General features: G+C 60.4%; 17 protein-coding genes. 3 read left to right on the top strand and 14 right to left on the bottom strand.

Going from position 1 to position 18656, the window contains the following annotated elements; genetic code table 11:
- The first annotated feature begins 45 nt into the window (after positions 1-45).
- Positions 46-828 carry an SDR family NAD(P)-dependent oxidoreductase gene (locus tag MB02_RS07500; RefSeq protein WP_067534847.1) on the top strand — a complete coding sequence of 261 codons (783 nt, stop codon included), beginning with the start codon at positions 46-48 and terminating at the stop codon, positions 826-828.
- Between the two features lie 40 nt (positions 829-868).
- Here the strand turns inward: MB02_RS07500 and MB02_RS07495 are convergent, their stop codons facing one another.
- Together MB02_RS07495 and MB02_RS07490 are read right to left on the bottom strand one after the other, a co-directional pair.
- Positions 869-2824, bottom strand: coding sequence for an outer membrane protein assembly factor BamB family protein (locus MB02_RS07495; protein ID WP_067534843.1), 1956 nt, complete (start codon positions 2822-2824; stop codon positions 869-871).
- A gap of 182 nt (positions 2825-3006) precedes the next feature.
- Positions 3007-3990, bottom strand: coding sequence for a LysR family transcriptional regulator (locus MB02_RS07490; RefSeq protein ID WP_082826035.1), 984 nt, complete (start codon positions 3988-3990; stop codon positions 3007-3009).
- A gap of 55 nt (positions 3991-4045) precedes the next feature.
- Between MB02_RS07490 and MB02_RS07485 the strand changes: the two genes are divergently transcribed.
- Positions 4046-5176, top strand: a complete 1131-nt coding sequence (locus MB02_RS07485; RefSeq protein ID WP_067534837.1) for an LLM class flavin-dependent oxidoreductase — start codon at positions 4046-4048, stop codon at positions 5174-5176.
- Positions 5173-5949, top strand: a complete 777-nt coding sequence (locus MB02_RS07480) for an SDR family NAD(P)-dependent oxidoreductase (RefSeq protein ID WP_067534834.1) — start codon at positions 5173-5175, stop codon at positions 5947-5949. Before MB02_RS07485 ends, MB02_RS07480 begins: the two co-directional genes overlap by 4 nt.
- Before the next feature lie 45 nt (positions 5950-5994).
- Here the strand turns inward: MB02_RS07480 and MB02_RS07475 are convergent, their stop codons facing one another.
- From MB02_RS07475 to MB02_RS07425, 12 genes are all read right to left on the bottom strand, one after another.
- Complete coding sequence (locus MB02_RS07475) at positions 5995-7002, bottom strand: Rieske 2Fe-2S domain-containing protein (protein WP_067534829.1); 1008 nt, start codon at positions 7000-7002, stop codon at positions 5995-5997.
- A gap of 14 nt (positions 7003-7016) precedes the next feature.
- Entirely contained in the window at positions 7017-7799 is a 783-nt protein-coding gene (locus MB02_RS07470) for an SDR family oxidoreductase (protein ID WP_067535090.1), read from the bottom strand.
- Positions 7800-7815: 16 nt separating this feature from the next.
- Complete coding sequence (locus MB02_RS07465; RefSeq protein ID WP_067534825.1) at positions 7816-8586, bottom strand: SDR family NAD(P)-dependent oxidoreductase; 771 nt, start codon at positions 8584-8586, stop codon at positions 7816-7818.
- A complete protein-coding gene (locus tag MB02_RS17660) occupies positions 8583-8759 on the bottom strand; it encodes a hypothetical protein (RefSeq protein ID WP_156495449.1) in 177 nt (58 codons plus the stop codon). The genes MB02_RS07465 and MB02_RS17660 overlap by 4 nt, the downstream gene beginning before the upstream one ends.
- A complete protein-coding gene (locus MB02_RS07460; RefSeq protein WP_067534822.1) occupies positions 8756-10159 on the bottom strand; it encodes a phenylacetate--CoA ligase family protein in 1404 nt (467 codons plus the stop codon). Before MB02_RS07460 ends, MB02_RS17660 begins: the two co-directional genes overlap by 4 nt.
- Before the next feature lie 4 nt (positions 10160-10163).
- Entirely contained in the window at positions 10164-10589 is a 426-nt protein-coding gene (locus tag MB02_RS07455) for a Zn-ribbon domain-containing OB-fold protein (RefSeq protein ID WP_067534819.1), read from the bottom strand.
- 1 nt (position 10590) lies between these two features.
- A complete protein-coding gene (locus MB02_RS07450) occupies positions 10591-11748 on the bottom strand; it encodes a thiolase C-terminal domain-containing protein (protein ID WP_067534816.1) in 1158 nt (385 codons plus the stop codon).
- Positions 11748-12551: an enoyl-CoA hydratase/isomerase family protein gene (locus MB02_RS07445; RefSeq protein ID WP_067534813.1), complete on the bottom strand. Its 804-nt coding sequence runs from the start codon at positions 12549-12551 to the stop codon at positions 11748-11750. Before MB02_RS07445 ends, MB02_RS07450 begins: the two co-directional genes overlap by 1 nt.
- Positions 12548-14188 (bottom strand): class I adenylate-forming enzyme family protein, encoded by a 1641-nt coding sequence (locus tag MB02_RS07440; RefSeq protein ID WP_067534810.1) that lies wholly within the window; start codon positions 14186-14188, stop codon positions 12548-12550. Before MB02_RS07440 ends, MB02_RS07445 begins: the two co-directional genes overlap by 4 nt.
- Positions 14189-14620: 432 nt before the next feature.
- Positions 14621-14929 (bottom strand): hypothetical protein, encoded by a 309-nt coding sequence (locus tag MB02_RS07435; protein WP_067534807.1) that lies wholly within the window; start codon positions 14927-14929, stop codon positions 14621-14623.
- 73 nt (positions 14930-15002) lie between these two features.
- Positions 15003-16148: an amidohydrolase family protein gene (locus MB02_RS07430; RefSeq protein WP_067534804.1), complete on the bottom strand. Its 1146-nt coding sequence runs from the start codon at positions 16146-16148 to the stop codon at positions 15003-15005.
- Between the two features lie 66 nt (positions 16149-16214).
- Positions 16215-18560: a TonB-dependent receptor gene (locus MB02_RS07425; protein ID WP_067534801.1), complete on the bottom strand. Its 2346-nt coding sequence runs from the start codon at positions 18558-18560 to the stop codon at positions 16215-16217.
- Positions 18561-18656: the final 96 nt, after the last annotated feature.

Below are 18656 nucleotides of genomic sequence, written 5' to 3'. Positions count from 1 at the left end.
TCCGGCAGTCAATGCCGTTTCAGCATCCTAGGGAGCGCAAGATTCGTGGACAATCTCAGCACGCTTTGCTCGCTTGACGGCCAGGTCGCGATCATCACCGGCGGCGCAGCCGGAATTGGCCGGGCAGTTGCCTTGCGCTTTGCCGCGGCAGGCGCCCGCCTGATATTGGCGGACAAGAACGAGGAAGGCCTCGCGGCGATAGCGCAGGAGCTTCAACCGTCCGACGTCGCGACTATCGCCTGCGACATGGCGCAATGGGCCGAAGCCGATCGGGTCGTGGAGTTCGCGCGGGCACGGCATGGTCGCATAGACCTTCTCATCAACTGCGCGGGACTGTTTCCTTCGTCCCCCTTTCTTGACCTCGACGAAGCGCACTGGGATCTGCTGTTCGACGTCAATCTCAAGGGCGCGATGCACATGTCGCAAGCAGCCGCGCGTGTCATGGCAGCAGAAAAGTCCGGCGCAATCGTGAACATCGCATCGGTTCAGGCGCTACGCCCCACACCCGGCAAGGCAGCCTATGCCTCCTCCAAGGCAGGGCTCGTTTCATTGACTCAGGTAATGGCGCGCGAACTCGCCGCCGAAGGCATCCGCGTCAACGCCGTCGCACCGGGACCGATCCTTACTGAAACGATTCAGGCGGCCATCAAAAAGGCAATGGCCTCCGGTGCCGCCCCGAGCGGCGGCAGGCAGCTGTCACAGGTCCCACTGGGCCGGTTTGGTGAACCCGATGAAGTGGCTCGCGTCGTACAGTTCCTCGCCAGTCCGGCCGCCGCATTCGTCACCGGTGCGACCTGGGCAGTCGACGGCGGCGCCTTGCTGGTCTGACGCTGGCATTCATTATCGACGCGCTCGGCTGCACAGGTGGTCAATCGGGTAATCCGAAGACGATCAATGTAGCCGCGCCCGTCGATTTCCAGATCGAACGGGAACTGTTGCCAGTGGCCACCGCCACCAATTGCTCCCCATCGGCCAGATATGTGGACACCCCGCCGCCAATGGCGCCTCCTGTATAGAAGCGGCGCAACACCTTCCCAGTCTTGCTTTCAAAGACGAGAAAATCGCCACTGCCCGTCCCGGTCATCACGATCCCCCCGGCAGTGGGTGTGATACCTGCAAGCATGGGAGCATCGGCGCGATAGACCCAGCGTTCACGGCCGCTCACGGCATCGAATGCTCTCAACCAACCGAAACTGTCCTCCGGCGGATCATAGCCCGGAATACCGCCAAACGGATTCTTCCCGCCTTCAGGCTGCCGCGTCAGAGTGGCGCAACGCTCTACGGTGTTGACGAAGAGCAGGCCACTGGCGGGATCGTAACCCGGGCCATTCCACTCGGTCCCGCCCAATGTTCCGGGACAGATTCTTACCGGCGTGTCGCCGGGCGCGACTTCGGCGTTCAGATGCCGCCCGGTCTCGCTCTGCGAAAGCAATTCCCGCGTGTCGCGATCATAGAGATAGAGCCACGAGCCCTTGGTCGCCACCGCCATGTAGCGCCGGCCATCGCGGGTATAGAGAACGGGGGCCGCCGCAGTGTTCCGATCATGCACGTCATGCGGCACCTGTTGCACATGCCAGATGCGCTTGCCCGTTCTGGCGTCCAGCGCCACAATCGAATTCGTGAAGAGATTGTCGCCCGGCCGCATCCTGCCGTCGAGATCGGAGCCCGGATTGCCCACCGGAACGAACAGTCGCCCTTCACCGGGATCGACAGTGATTGTCGACCACATCCCGCCGCCGCCGACATATGTGCCGCCGCCCCATGTCTCGTATCCGAATTCACCCGGCTCCGGCACGGTATTGAAAGTCCAGCGATGCTCCCCGGTCTCGGCATCGAAAGCATAGACCCGCCCTGTCGCGCCGCGATCGCCGCCTGCGTTGCCGATAAACACCATTCCGTCGAAAGCGGCGATGGCTGCGCTCAACGCATGGTTCGTATTGCCGTCCGTCGCGTGAACCCGCCACAGCAGCTTGCCGGTTTCAGCATCCAGCGCGAACAGCCAGCCATCGGGAGCCCCACGGAATATCTTGCCCTGATATAGTGCAACGCCGCGGCTGTTGGCCAAGCCTTCACCACCCATCGGTTCATGCTGATGTTCCCACAGCTTACGACACGTCGCCCCGTCCACCGCATAAGTGCCGTGGGCGGTGGTGAGATAGAGGCGCCCTTCATAGGCAACCGGAGAGGCTTGAAAGCTGCCGACCTCCCCCAACTGGAGGACGCAACGTGGAACAAGGCGTCCGGCATTGGTCCGGTTGATCTGCTTGAGCGGAGAGTACCGCTGACCGGCGTAATCGCGATTGTACATCGGCCAGTCACCGGGGGCCGGTGACGCCAGTTCCGCATCGCCCGGCATTGTTGCCGTAGTAGTGCCGAAATGCTCCGGCGGCGTAGGCAAGTTCGGTGCGGAGACCGGCTTTTCCTTCGCAGCCGCAGTGGCATCCCGGGCCGCTGCCACCAATCGCTCACCCGCAGCAAAGCCATTTTCAGTGCGCAAAAGGTCGAACATGGCGCGGTGTTCTTCGGCTGAAAGCGCTTCTGGTGAACCGAGCGGCATCGTCGCCAGGGCCGCCCTCAGTTCGTCCGCTGCCTTGCCAGTCCATTTCAGACGGAAAGCCTCACCCTTCAGAGCCGGCGCTGCGCCCCCTTCCAGTCCAGCCCCGTGGCAGGCGGCACAGTGTTCAGCATAAACCTTGCGGCCCTGGTCTGTCGGTTCCCCGGCATCGGCCATGGCAACCTTGCCCAACAACCCCAGTGTCGCTGCACCCAGCAGCCATGCCGCATTTGGCCAGATCAGCGCCGTGCGCGCCTTCACCTGTGACATCCCCTGTTCTCCCCAACGGCGACTATCTCGACGCCGCTACTGCCATCAATCTATCTTTCATTATAAAGATGGCAATATCAGAAAATCAGGCAAATGCTTTGGGCACGCCGTTGGCTTCACTGTGCAGGGAGGCTGCTCCCGCAGTTCAATGCAATGCCGGGACCGCTCCGGTCGTCAGAAGGTCATTGCCCAGCAATCACTTCCTCCACCACCCGGCTGAAATTCCCGAGAAGAGGGGAATCGTTCGACTTGCGTGAAATCATCGTCAGCTGGAGCGGAAGATCGAGATCGGTAAGGTCGCGCAATTCCACATCGACAGGGGCCCGGTCCGGCTTCGCAGCCGTCACGATCGCCAGCCCCATGCCCGAAGCGACGAGCCCGTAGGCAATGTCGACGGCGCTGACTTCGACTGAGATAATCGGAGAAACATTGTTCACATCGAATGCCGACACCATTCGGTCGAACAGACGCGGCGACAGGCTGCGCGCCGGAAAGATCAGTTGCTCATTGGCCAGATCCCGAATGGAAACCACGTCTTTGGCCGTCAGCGGATGGTCGGCAGGCAGGACCAGCATGAACTTGTCCTGGCCAACGCGCAGGACATCGAATTCCTCTGCATCGTTGGCTTCCTCTATTACGAAGCCGATGTCGATCTCTCCGCCCCGCATGCGTTGCCGCTGGGCTTCGGATGTCAGCGGGAACGCTTTCAATTCAACGTCAGGATAGACGTGCCTGAACCGCTTGATCACGGTCGGCAGCAACGGGCGACGGATCATCGCTTCGGAAAAGGCCAGCCGCAGCGTCCCCATATCTCCACGTGCGAGCCGTGCCACCCGGCGACTGACTTCCTCTATATCGTAAAGTATCTCGCGCACGTTGCGGGCAAGCAGGCGTCCTGCGTCAGTGATCTCCACCCCTCGCGCCTGACGCTCGAACAGCTTCACATCGCCCAGTTCGCGCTCCAGATCCGCGATGCGCCGGGACAATGCCGACTGGGCGATATTGAGCCGTTCGGCCGCGCGATGGAGATTCTGTTCTTCCGCCACGATCAGGAAGAACGGAAAATGCTTCGCGATCCGCAAAGTGCGGAGGGTCGCGACTTCACGCGGAACAGTCGGATTAGAAAGCGATGCCACCATGACAACGATATGGCACGCAAAGGGCATTTGAAACCAGCCCTAATCGAGACGACCGTCCCCTCAACTCAGGATGGGAGGACCGATGCGCTTTTCAATTATCTTTGAAGCACAGATCGTCGATGCGTCTCCGCGCGGCGAAGTGCAGGTATTCAACGAGCTGGTCGAGCAGGCGCTGCTCGCCGAAGATCTCGGATTCGACGTTGTGTGGAGTGTGGAACACACATCTCTCACCCATTATGCGCACATGAGCGCGCCCGAAACGTTCCTTGCCTATCTTGCAGGGCGGACATCGCGGATCGGCATCGGTCATGGCGTCGTGTGCCTGATGCCGGCGATGAACCACCCCATCAAGGTTGCCGAGCGGGTGGCGACGCTGGATATCCTGTCCAAGGGACGGCTTCATTTCGGGGTCGGGAAAGGTGGGAGCCAGCAGGAAGCCGGCGCCTACGGATACGATCTCGGAGAATTGCAGCCGATCATCGACGAGGCAATGTATCTGATCCCGCGCATGTTCGTGGAAGAAGAAGTCGAACACAACGGGACGAACATCAATATTCCGTCACGGCCTATCCATCCCAAGCCGTTTCAGGACCCGCATCCGCCAATGTATCTGGCCTGCACCAACCTCGAAACCCTGGCTCGCGCAGGGCAGCGCGGGATGGGCGCACTTGTGCTCGGCTTCGGCGGCCCGGAGGAAGTCAGGAAGAAGAACCAGATCTATCGCGACGCATGGACATCGCGCGATCCCGCCGATCAGGTCGGCTACCGCCCGATCCAGCACCTTGCAGCACTGTGCCCGACTATCGTGCTCGACGATGTCGAACAGGCCCGCAAGATCGGTCTGCGCGGACAGCGGTACTTCTATGAATCGCTGAACTACTGGTATGGTGGCGGCCCACGCCCCGATCCGGACAGCTGGGGCGATCAACTGGTTGACGAAGGGGGCAAGACCATCATCACTACCAAACTTGCTTCGGAAACGCTGACCATGGATCTGCGTGAAAGCGAAGGCGACCGCAAGCCCAGCGAAGGCATCCTCAATGCGCAGAATGCCTATGGCAGCGTGGCCGACTGCATCGACTATGTTCAACAGCTCGCCGATGCCGGTGCGGATGAGATCCTGTTCATGACGAATATGGGCACGGTCCCGCACTGGGCGCAGATGGAAACCCTGCGCAAGATCGGCACGCACGTCATCCCGCACTTCAGATGAGCCGCCCCGCGCTGTCTCTCGAAGGGCGGACGGCCGTCATCACCGGGGCCGGGTCAGGGATCGGCCGCGCACTCGCGATGGCGGCCGCCCGGCGCGGCATGACTGTGGCGCTATGCGATCTCGACGAAGCAGGGCTGGCCGAAACGGCACGGCAGATCGAAACACTGGGACAACGAGCGTTTCCCCAGGCGGTCGATGTCACGAATGGGATGGCGATCGACGCCTTTGCCATGCAAGTGCAGCAGCATTGCCCCCCGGTCGCATTGCTGTTCGCCAATGCCGGGATCCTGCGCCAGGGCAGCATCATCGACATTCCCCCGTCGCATCTTCGGTTGCTGTTCGAAGTGAATGTCGTCGGTACGATCCAGACGATTCAGGCATTTCTGCCGCTGATGCTGGAAACAGGCACCCCAGGGCAGATCGTCATTACGGCATCGACAGGCGCGATGGCCAGCTATCCGCACCTTTCCGGCTATTGCGCGACCAAGCATGCCCTGTGGCCGATCGCGGAAGGATTACGGGCCGATATGGCGGAAAACCATCCTCGGATCGGCGTGTCGATGCTGATGCCAGGCCCGGTTTCAACCGCGATATTCGACAAAGCCGATCCTGACCGGCCGACGCCACCGGATTCAATCTCGCCCGATGAAGCTGCCGCCATTGCCTTCGATGGGGCAATGACCGATCGCTTCATGATCCTGACTCACCCGAGCTTCATCGAACGCGCGCGTGAGCGCTTTGATGCCACTCTGGCTTCGATGGCCGGGGACTGATCGCTTCCCCGCTCTGGGGAAGCGATCATCATTTCCTGGCCGCCCCTACGCGACCGCCGGATGAAATTGCGTGTACCATTCACGGTATTTGAGGATCGGTCCATCGACAGCGCTCAACAGCGGCTGATCGACGTAAGCCTTGTGAGGCCAGATCTTGCCGTCACTCCACTGCTCAACCTCGCCATGTTGTGCGGCGAGCTGCGTGAACTTTTCGATCGCTTCCTCGCTCATCGGGCAATCATCATCGCGCAGGAAGAATTGATGGACCCAATAGTGGCTGAGATCGGCGGACACCGGCGTCACTGAAACATAGTAGATGGTCGTAAGCCCCGGAGCGTGCGGCGTGCGGCTTTCGACCCGTGACAGCCCGCCACCCAGAACTTCAGTTTCCACTGTCGAACCGACCTCTTTCGTGTCAGCAGGGCCCGCATAATCGGACGGCAAGATCCGCACGGGGCTATAGAAACGATGCCCGTCGGTCAGAATTGCACCGTCGCTGACTGCACGGCCGGTGGAATGCACACCCGGGAAATGGGCAAAATCAACGCCGTTTTCGAACACATCCTGCGGATGGGCCGAGCCGAAATCGTCATGCAGCTTGCGAAACCCCGCCCCCGGGATCCGTTTGCTTTCGTCATATTCTGGCAGTTCGAATGTCGGCTCCACACCATTGAGATCATGCCAGATGAAGATCATGCCACCGCGCTCAACCGTCGGCCAGACACGCACTTTCGCCTGCGGAGGAATGGCCTTCGTGAACGGAATGGCCACGCACTTGCCATTCGTGCCGTAGCGCCACTGATGAAACGGGCAAACAATCGTTTCACCTTCGACCCAGCTTTCGTAGCCCAGGTGCGCACCCAGATGCGGGCAATGCGCGTCCGTCACCACGACCTTGCCACTTTCCGTGCGGAACAGCACCATGTCCTGGTCGAAATAGCGCAGCGGCCTCACATCTCCAGGTGCCAGATCATCGGCGAAACCGACCGAGAACCAGCCGGTGGGAAAGGGGTGAAATGGGTAGCGGGTACCAAACTGGCTGATCTTATTCACGGCATCCTCCTCCGTCAGATTATTGTCGCGCCCCCATCGATGGCGAGCACTTGTCCGTTGATGTGGGCGCCCGCATCGCTGGCGAAGAGCAGGGCCGCACCTTTCAGGTCGTCATCATTGCCCAGCCGCCCGCTCGGTGTTCCCGCAATCAGTTCTTCCCCGTGCTTGTCGAGCACGTAGCCGGTGAGCTTCGAGGGGAAATAGCCGGGGGCAATCGCGTTGACGGTGATCCCTCGCGCGGCCCATTCAGCCGCCAGCGCGCGTGTGAAATTCACCAACCCGCCCTTGCTGGCATTGTAGGCGATGGTGCCGATCATGTTCGGATGATGCCCCATCAGCCCTTCCACCGAAGCAACATTGACAATGCGCCCCCATCCGGCCGGCAGCATGAAGCGTTTGGCCACCTGCTGCGCCAGCAGGAACGGCGCCGTCAGATTGACCGCCATCAGCTTGTTCCAGCCGTCGAGCGGCATATCTTCGGTCGGAGATCCCCATGAGGTGCCGGCATTGTTCACCAGGATGTCGACCCGGCCGCCCTCATCTTCGATCCGGGCCGCAATCCGTTCAGGCTCATCCGGCTTCCCGACATCCGCCGCAATCGCGCTCGCCGCGATACCCCTGGCCTCCAGGGTGGCAACCGCTTCGTCCAGCTCGCCCTGCTTGCGCGCGGTCAGGATCACTTTGGCACCGTATTCGCCCAATGCCTCGCATATCTGGAAGCCCAGCCCGCGCGAACCACCTGTCACCAGCGCCGTCTTGCCCTCTAAATTGAACAGGGCTTTCAAAGATGTCGTCATTATATCCTCGATCCGGTTATCCGGCGGTGTATCCGCCATCCACGAACAGCGTCTGTCCGGTAATGAATTCCGATGCGGGGGATGCCAGGAACAACAGCGCCCCCATCAGGTCGTCGACCTGACCGAGCCGCCCGATAGGCGTGCGTTTGACAATGCCATCGTACAATTCGGGTTGGGTGCGCACGAGTTCGCGATTGAGATCGGTGACGATCACCGTCGCAGCCAGTGTATTGACCGTCACGCCATGCGGTCCGAATTCGAACGCACATGCCGCGCCAAAGTTCGCAAGGCCAGCCTTCGATGCGCAATAGGCCGCACGATTGGCCATTCCCCGCGCGGACAGGATCGACCCCATATTGATGATCCGGCCATACTTCCGCTCGATCATCAAAGGGGCGAAGGCCCGCACGGTGAGATAGGCACCGACGACATTGACCTGCTGTATCCTGGCGAAGTCCGCCGGGTCTATTTCCAGCACGGTCTGGGGGTTGGTGATCCCGGCATTGTTGAACAGGATGTCGACCCGGCCCAGTTCGCGCCGCACCGTTTCGGCAGCCGCCGTCAGCGCGCTTTCGTCCGTGACATCAGCCTCGATAATCAGCGCCCGTTTGCCAACTGCCTCGACATCCGACGCCGCATCTTCCAGCTTTTCCCGGTTGCGGGCGATCAGCACGACGTCTGCTCCCGCCTCGGCCAGAGCTTGCGCACCTGCGGACCCGAGCCCGCCGCCACCGCCCGTTACGACCGCGACCTGCCCCTCCAGCGCAAACCTGTCCAGCACGGTCATGACAAGCCTGCACCCGACCGGATTTCCATCAATGCGGCAATCCGCGCACGCAGATAGTCGTATTGCCCCGCCAGCAGCGCATCGTCGGTAGCCGCGAGTTGTTCCGCCATTTCGAGCATTTGCGCGAGCAGCGCATCTTCATCGCGCGCCGGGGTTACCGGGTTCTCCGTCACAGCTGATACCCCTCCTGCCGTTCATCGGACCAGCGGCGCGCCTTGTAGGCGAACCCTTCGAATTCGCTGCGCGGTGCCTCGACTACTGTCATCCAGACATTGGTCCGCGCCTTGATCGCTTCGCGGACGCTTGCCAGCAGTTTTTCGCGCTCTTCCTCGCACAGCTTCGCGTGGTGTTCGGCAATCGCGACACGCACCTCGATTTCGGTCTTGCCGCCTGGCCCCGTGTAAAGCCGCCCCTTGTATTCGCCGACTTCGCCATGGGCGAAAACAGCCGCGTCAATCATCGAAGGCCACACATTGTTGCCCCGGATCTTCATCATATCGTCGAACCGGCCGATCGTACCGCATTCGATGGCATTCCACACACCGCCGCCGGCCTCTTGCCACGGGATAAAACGCGCTGCATCGCCGGTCCGGAAGCGCACGACAGGGCTCCCTTCGACGGTGAGGTTGGTTACGACCATTTCGCCGACTTCGCCGGGTTTAACGGGTTCCATCGTTTCCGGATCGACGATTTCCACCATCGATTCCCATTCGAACAGCCGGATCAATCCACGGCCGTCACCCCGGAACACCCCCGCATCCGCGGTCGAACCCCCAAAGCCGTTCAATTGCGTACTGCCGTAACCTTCCTGCAGGCGGCAGCCCCAGTATTCCTCGATCTTGGCCGCCCATTCGAGCGGATACCCTTCGGCTGCGATGAACAGCCCATGCATGTCGGGGAATGCCTCCCGCGGGGTAATCCCACGCGCCAGCAACGCTTCGGTGAGCGTATGCATGTAGTTCGTCGACGCATAGATGAAGTGAACCCCATCAAGGCTCAGCATCAGGTCGATCTTCTTCTCGGTCGACATGTTGCCGCCGACGTGGAACCCTGTCGCGCCAACGATACGTATCGCTTCGCCAGGTCCCCAGCCGCCCGTGGTCATGCCTCCCGCCGGAACACAGTTTAACGCGGTATCTCCTTTTCGCAGTCCGCCCATGAACCAGGGCAAAGCATGGAGATAACCGAGCATGTGCACGTCACGCTGGGTCCGGCCATAGATTTCCTGACCCTGACCCGATGTCCCGCTCGTCATGCTGATATGCACGACTTCATCCCGATCTACGCCCAGGCGGGATCCGAACGGCGGCCGCTCTTTCTGATCGGCAAGGAAATCCGCCTTGTTCGAAGTCGGCATTGCCTTGACGAACCGGTCGAGACTGTCGACTTCGCCGCCCTTGAGCCCCCCGGCCTCCATCCTGTCGCGATAGAAGTCGCTCTTGGCATGCAGCCGCGCGCACAGAGCCTGCACACGGGCGAGCTGCCGCGCCTCCAGCGCCTCGCGGCTCATGTCCCGCAGGCCCCGAAGCAACGGCGATGCGGCGAAAGGATCCGCTACGAAAGGCGTGGCCATGACGTTACCCCGCCGACGGCCGGAAAGCGGGGAGCGTCAGCTCCGGCGAAACCGGGTTGAAGGCGATCTCTACCGCCATGTCCGCTTTCACATCTTCCGGATCGCACCCGATCAGGTTGCCCGTCATTCGGCACCCTTCCTCCAGTTCGACCAGAGCGACCACATAAGGCACCTTGTCGGCAAAGATATCGCGCGGCACCGGATGACGTACGACAATCCAGCTAAAGATCTTGCCGCGTCCGCTCGCTTCCACCCATTCGGGCGTGGTGAGCGAACCGGGGCAGAAAGTCGTCGGCGGAAACTGGTAGGTGCCCGTATTCGGGCAGCGCTGGATCATCAGCCGCCCTTCCTGCATCCCGTCCCAGAAGGGCTTCGTTTCAGGATCGGGAGCGGGCACTGGCCCGGCGTAGCTGTTCGCAAGGTCGTTCATCTCAGTTCCTCAGGATCATCGCGCTGCCGCAGGTCATCGCACCGGCGGTGGTAAGGCAGATTTCAGCGCCTTCGATCTGGCGCTCTCCGGCATCGCCCCGAAGCTGCTCAACCGCTTCGAGAACATGATTGAAGCCGTGGATATAGGCTTCTGACAGCAATCCCCCCGCGGTGTTCAGCGGCAGAGCGCCATCCTTCTTGATCCGGCCATCCATGACGAACGGACCGCCTTCTCCTTCCTTGCAGAAGCCCAGCCCTTCCAGCGCCATCAGCACGCTGTAGGTGAAACAGTCATAGATCTGGGCGACATCGACATCTTCCGGCCCCACCCCGGCACTCGCCCACAAATCATCTGCGATGTATTTGAAGCAATTATGCGAATGGCTCGGCCAGCGGATCGCGTCGAACAGATCGTCGCCCTGGCTCGGACCGCCGCCATATGCGCCGCCCATGATATAGACCGGCTTATGCGGCAGATCCTTCGCCCGTTCGGCCGATGTGATCACAACCGCGCAGGCGCCATCACTTTCCAGGCAGATGTCGTACATGCGGAACGGGTCCACAATCGCCCTGGAGTTGAAGTAGTCATCCTTCGTCATCGGCGTGCGCTGCATCGCGCGCGGATTGCGAATGGCGTTCTCGCGGAACGTCGTGGCAATCTCTGCCCAATGTTCGGGACCGGTGTCGTAATCGATCATGTGGCGGCGCGCCCACATCGCCATTGCCTGCGGATAGGTGATCCAGCCCAGCGGCGCTGTGAACTGGGTCACGCCATAGGCCGACATGTCGCGCCCACCGCCCAGTCGAAAGCCCGACCGGCCATTCATCGCACGGAAGCAGACCACGGTCTCCGCGAGGCCAGCCTCGATCGCCGCACAGGCCGCCAGCGTGATCAGGTTCGCACCGTTGCCGCCCGCGGCGTAGTCGACCGCGTAGCCGATATTCTCGATGCCCATTTCGGTGGCGACGCCCATTGCCGGGGCGCTGTCGTTGAAATTGAAGCTGACCATGCCGTCGATATCGGCGACCGCAAGACCGGCGTCCTGTATCGCCTTGACGCTGGCTTCGGTGGCGAGACTGCGTACCGTGCGTCCCGATGCCTTGGAATACTCGGTATTGCCGATGCCGACGATCGCATATTTATCGCGTAACTTGAACATTACAGATCCTTGGCTTTGGATGGTCCGAAACGCGGCGCGCGTTTTTCCTTGAAAGCCATGAGCCCTTCAGTCGCGTCCGGTTCAGTTGTTGCATAACGATGGACAAAGGCGATCTCGTCGCGCAGCCCCTGTTCGTAAGGCGTGTCGAGCGTCATGTTGGCGAGGCGCTTCATCCCGGCGAGGCCCACCGGGCTTTTCTTCTTCATGCCATCTATCAGGCTTTCAGCTGCTTCGATCAGCGTGTCATCCGCTACGATCCGCGTCACCAGCCCCCAACGCTCGGAAGCATCGGCATCGAGCAACTCGCCCGTCAGCATCAGATGCTTGGCCCGCAACAATCCGATCGCATGCGGAAGCCGTTGCGACCCGCCTGCGCCCGGAAGCTGACCGAAATTGAGATGCCCGTCACCGATCCGCGCCGACTGGGCCGCGATTGCCATGTCACATGCCAGAAGCAGTTCCAGACCGCCCGCCACGCATACGCCGTTAACCGCAGCGACCCAGATCGCGCGCGCTTCCTCAATCCCGGTGAGCATGGCGTAGAAATCGTCCAGAAATGCCGCGAACTCATCCGGATTGGCATAAAGCCTTATATAGCCGTCAAGGTCCCCGCCTGCGGAAAAGCTTCGCCCTTCCCCGGTCAGGATGACGAATTGCACTTCCGGCTTCGCTTCCAGTTCGGCAACGACCGCCTTCAGTTCTTTCACTGTCGACCAGTCGAGCGGATTGAGCTTTTCCGGTCGGGCAAGCGTCACGCGGGCGACCACCCCATCGACCGCTAATCTGAGATTCTGGTACGTCATGCGGGAATCGCCCACCTTTTCTTCGCGTCTTCCGTCAACGCGCCCTTCGCCACCTTACCCCCCGAGGAACGGGGCAATTCATCCATGAGGACGAGATATTCGGGGAACCACTCACGGCTTACCCCGCGCTGTGCGAGATGCGCGTTGATGTCTTCCAATGTGGGTTCGGTCGAAGGGCGTGGTTCGACGTAGATGCAGACACGCTCGCCAAACACCGGGTCCGGAGCAGGTACCGCAGCGCACATCGCAACCGCCGGGTGCGTTGCCACTTCAGCCTCGATCGCCGGGGCGGACAAATTCTTGCCGCCGCGAATGATGAATTCTGAAGTACGCCCGACAACCCGGAGATAATGATCGGAATCGATCTCGACGATGTCGCCCATCAGCATCCAGCCATCGGGCGTAAACAGCTTGGCATTCGCCTCGTCATCATCCCAATATCCGAGGCATGTCGCCGGCCCACGGCATCCCGGCTGACCACGGCCGGAGCCGTCGTCCACACCAATATCTTCGCCAGTCGCAGGATCGAACAGACGTACTTCCATCTCGTCTATCGTTCTACCCGCGGTTGCCAGCCGGTGCTCGCGAGTGTCCTGGAAAGTGGTGCGGCTCAACGCGCCCGTCTCGTTCGAGCCATAGAACTGGAGCACGAATGCTCCGGTCACTTCCTCGAATTCCGCTGCCCGGTGATAGGGCACCGCTTCACCGCCGGTGAACATGCTCCGCAGTGACGACAGATCACGTGCGCGTTGTGCCTGTTCGTTCAGGATCATGATGAACTGGGTGCTGACGCAGCACAAAACAGTCACCTTTTCCCGTTCGATCATGTCGAGTGCGAGCGCGGCATCGAATTTTGGCAGCAGGACGGTCGGCGCGCCCAGCGCAGCCGGGGAAAAATGCGCGGTCCACAAACCGAACCCGAATGGCGCAGGTACAGCACCGAGGAAAACTTCATCTTCCCCGAAATTGCCCGCTTCAGCCGCCAGTTTGTGAAAATAGAACCACCGGTTCTGCGTGTGCATCACGCATTTGGGCATGCCCGTCGTCCCCGATGTGGAGTTGATCAGGAACAAACCGTCTGCATCCGGCTCCGGCAAGGGCGGATGATCCGGTATCGGCCCGTTGCTCCAATCCCGCGCTTCCATCAGATCGGGTATCACCATCAGGTCGAGTTGCCCGACGCCTTGCGCACGCAGCTCTTCGCCCAGCTGGGCGATCGGGCGACCGCGCAATTCCTCGTGAGAAATGAGCAACCGCGCCCCGGTCCGCTTGAGCAGGTGAGCGATTTCGGCCACGCCAGCCCGCGCACCGATACCGACCGCCACCAGGCCGGCCCGTTCCACCCCGACCAGCGCGACATGAACTGCCGGGCCGTCCGGCAACAACACAGCAACCCGTGAGCCTGTCGGAAGCCCCCGCGCCGCAAGCAATTGCGCGGCATAAGTCGCCGCCTTGTCATAGTCGGCCCAGCTGAAACATCCCTCTGGCAAAATGAAGGCCGGTTTGTCCGGCCGCGTCTTCGCATGACCGGCAATGCAGCTGGAAACAGTCCGCGTCCCCCAGGCACCTGCCGCCCGGTATTTCGCCGCATCTTCCGGGTCGGCACGCAATGTTTGCGTGAAATCAGGCAAGCTCACGGCGAGCCTCCCTGGTTACGTGATCTGGAAAAATGCGCAGCGCATATTCACCCTCACCGCGCGCACAAAGCGAAGCAGTGGTCATGTGACGATTCATGCGGGGTTTCCGCATCGCCATTTCAGCTGCGCCCGCATTCGAATTGCCGGGATGAACCGCGCCTATCAAGTTTTCCCCCTTCGATGGTATTTTCGTCACTATCTTTTAGAGGTTTGAAAGCGTCAAGCCAGAGCGCGATGCCATGCGAGCAAGCCTTCCCGGCGGTTCCGGTATCGCCCTTCATCGCGTCGCGGATCTCCCCATGGGCGCATGGAGAGTTGAGCTCACGCAAGTGCTGGCGCAAAGTTGACCATCCACCTAGGCTCCGCTCGAAAGACACCGACAAAGGAGCGGCGCCAATCCAAGGAAAGGCCCGATTGGCCCGACGACGCGCCTCAGCTCAGCACGACGCGCACGATGGCACTCGCGCGCTGTCCCGATAGCCAGTCCGTTCCCGAAACCTGCACATCGACCCGGTGGCTGCCATCCAGATGCCGCGCATAGACATTGCCGGACAAGTGAAGCCCTGAAACCTGCGGATTGGACGGCGAATGCGCGCTTCTCAGATCAGCGGCAGGGCATCCCGCCCAAGCGGCAACGGCCCGCCGGGCCTGCTCTGCCCAGTCCCCCAAAGACACGTCGCGAGTGGTGAAATCGATTCTGTCGCCTAGATTGACATCGCTAAAGCGGCGCCGGTCTGACATAACTCAACTCATTCCTTCGCTGCACATGCAGGCAGGCCGACCGCATAGCGGCCAGCCTGCCGGACATATGGCATCAAGCAACCGCAGCGACGGGCGTTGCGGCTTCCGCATGATCGCCAGCCTTGAAGCCGTAAAGCTTTTCGGCGTTACCATGCAGAATGCGGGCCTTCGTTTCGCCCGGCACGCCAGCCATGGACGACTGAATGACACGCCAGGAATAGGGATAATCGGCACTGATGTGCGGATAGTCGGTCGACCACAGCACACGGTCCGTATTCATCGAGTTCAGGTTATTGAGACCGAAGCTGTCAGTCATATAACCGAAATAGAAGTGTTCATCGATATATTCGCTCGGCAACCGCGAAAGGCCATAATTGTTGACCTTCTCCAGCCGCTGATAGTTATTGTCGATCTGTTCCTTCACATACGGGACCCAGCCGAAATCGACTTCGGCAAAGGCAACCTTCAAATTGGGGAACTTGTCGAACACGCCATTGAAGATGAATTCGATGCAGCGATTAGGCGCATCGAAGAAACGGCCATAACCCGGAAGCTTCGCCTTGTGCGGGCTCGGCTTGTAGATGCCGAGAGCGACGTGGATGTTGAAGCTGACGTCACGTTCATGAATGGCTGCCCAGAGATAATCTTCCTCTGGCGTCATGATAGCCGAACCGTTCGGATAGGCCTGAGCCATGACGGCGCGCATGCCGGGCCGACCAAGAACGCGGTTCATTTCCTCAACCGCCACTTTCGCGCCACCACGGTTGGGCAGGAACACTAGACCGCAGAAACGGCTGGGGTCGTAAGCCACATACTCCGACACCCAGTCGTTGTAGGCACGGACCAGAGCGAGATGGAATTCCTCGTCCTCAACCAGCGCGATGGCGGCCTGAATCGAAGGGGTCGGATACATCACTTCGGCGGTGACACCGTCACGATCCTGTTCCTTCACACGCTCGGCGGGATCCCAGCCGCCTTTGCGCATGTCTTCGAACCGCATCCAGGCCTTCATTTCTTCCGGCTGCAGACCGGCGCAGGCGTTCCAGCCAAAGTTACGGGGTTCTCCCAGGCCTTCGAAAATCCAGCCGTCCCCTTCTTCGAAGCTCTTCATATGAGGAGCGCGATCCTTGAACTTTGCCGGAACGCGCTTGGTGAACAGGTCACCAGGCTCATTGAAGTGACTGTCCGCCGAGATCAGGCGTGAGCTACCTAAAGGCACATCATTTCTCCTATTGCTATCTTTTATAGGATAGCGATTCACGTAAGTGAGTCAACGGCCAGACCGTCAGAAATCGATCCCGAAGGACACGCCATAACGGCGCGGACGGCTGTAGACCCCGGACACGATCGAGCTGAAATCCGATGCAAAGGTCAGCGCGCGTTTATCGGTCAGATTTTCGCCGAAAACCTGGGCATTGACGGAAGCTCCGCCAATGGTTCCGCGCCACATGAGGCGAGCGCTCAGGTTCTCATCACGGCCCAATGTTGCGATTTGCAGATAGTTGGGCGTAGCAGCCGGAACGGAATATCCCGGCGGGCTGCTCTTGACCGAATAGTCGGCCCGAACGGTGAAAGTACCCGCGTCACCCGCATCGAAACCGTATTGTGCCCCGATCCGATACGTCCACTTCGACACGTAGGCGAACTTCGCCACCGAAGAGACGTCCGTGGGAACACCCGATACGAGGTAAACGTAATCCTTGTACTTCGGATCGACGTAGCCAACATTCCCGTCCAGCTCGAAGCCTGCATACCGCAGGGCTGCCTCAAGTTCGAAACCGCGATAACGAGCCTTCGCCGCATTGGTAATCGCATTCGAAAGGATGATCGAGTTGTAGGCGTTGACCTGCAGATCGTCATAGTTGGTCTGGAAGAACGAACCGTTGAGGCGAATGTGGCGATCGGCCAGATCGGATTTGAAGCCGACTTCGTATGTAGTGGCCTTTTCCGGTCCGAAAGGCGGGGCCCCTACCGTCGGGCCGTTATACCCGCCGGAACGATATGCCGAACTGGCGCGACCATAAAGCAGCACATCGGGTGCCACCTTGTAACTGATCGACGTGCTCCAGCCGAGGTTGTCCCAACTGTCCTTCGACGTCTGGGTAGTGGTCGTCGTCGAGGTGGACGAGCTGACATTCCAGGAATCGAGCGTCTTGTCGTCCTTGGTATATCTCAGGCCTGCCGTGATTTCGAGATTGCCGTCGGCAAAGGACGGCTTCCAGCCCAGCTGACCGTAAGCGGCGTAGGACTTCGAAAGGATTTCAAAGCCTTTATCCGTATCCAGCCGGATGGCATATGTCGGTGCCAGCGGGAAATCGATGATCGTCGTGTAACCTTCGTTGGTCCTTTCACGGAAATAGTAAAGGCCGACGACGTAGTTGAAGTCACCCAGGTCACCCAAAGCCTGGAGTTCCTGAGTGAACTGGCGTCCGCGCCCGGGGTTGGCTGTGGTCGTATGCGGCGAGACATATTCAAGCTGTCCCGGCACATAAGGATTTACCACCGCGCCCAGCGTGTAGCCGCCACCGATATTGGCGTTGAACGCCTGGTCCAGCCAAATTCCGCCCGTGATGGATTTGAGCGTCAATGCTTCGCTGATGTCCCAGGTCAGAGTGCCGGACGCCACCCACGATTTTGCAACGGCACGGCCACCATCGGCACGCGGGTCGCGGTAGGTCAGATCGTCTGCGCCACCGCCAATCTTGAACGGCGGGCCACCAAGAGATTCTCCAAGCCCGAAGTATGCAATACCGTTGGCGGAACCGCCAATCGGCTCCCACCCGCTATAGGACGCCACATGGTTGTAACGGACCCGTCCGTCGAATGTAAGATTCGGTGCGAGATCACCAACGAGCGCAGCACCGAACGAATACGCGTCGAGCGCCCCGCCCCATTTCGACTTGTCATATCCAGGAGTTTCGACCCAGCCATCGCGGGAGTGGATCTGGCCGCTGACCTTCAGCGCGAATGGCGAACCACCGATCTTGCCGCTCTGCAACACTGCGGAAGCTACGATTTCATTGTCCGTTCCATACGAGAAGCGCATCTGCGCGCCCGGATCGTCGGTCGGCGCCTTGGTCGTCAGGACAATCGCGCCACCTGTCGTGTTCCGCCCGAACAGAGTGCCTTGCGGCCCGCGCAGCACCTCGATGTTCGCAACGTCCGGCAGGTCGAAAGTGTTTACCGCACCGCGCGGCGAATAGATGCCGTCGATGTAAACGCCAACCGCCGGTTCAGCGTAAAGAGCGGTCGTGATCGTACCGATACCGCGGATGAAAATGGCTGGCGAATTGGCGCTGCCGCTAGCCGTGGACACGCGCAAGGACGGAGCCATCTGCTCCAGCCCCTCCAACCTGGTGATGTTGAGCTTGGCGACTTCCTCTCCGGAAATCGCGCTCACTGACAGAGGCGTATCCTGAGCCCGCTCGGCGCGACGCCGCGCGGTAACGATGATGTCCTGGAATTGACCGCTGTTGCTGGCGGACTGTGTCGCGGCATTCTGAGCCGCCTCTGAACTGTCTGCTTCTTCAGCCTGAGCCGGAGCTACCAAAGCCAGTGAAATCGCAATGGCAGATGCCGAAAAAAGAGCTTTGCGCGCACCGGTTTTACCGGAGAATTCTCCGTAGTTCATCTTTCCTCTCCTCCCCAACCACTCTCGTTCAGGTGATCGATTTTCTCGACTTTACTATTAAAGATAGCATGGGCAAGCTTAAGGCCGATCTCTTTT

This window comes from Croceicoccus estronivorus (assembly GCF_001625325.1).
GTDB lineage: Bacteria > Pseudomonadota > Alphaproteobacteria > Sphingomonadales > Sphingomonadaceae > Caenibius > Caenibius estronivorus.
The sequence above is the reverse complement of the archived record's forward strand: the minus strand, read 5'-3'. Positions and strand labels throughout refer to the sequence as shown.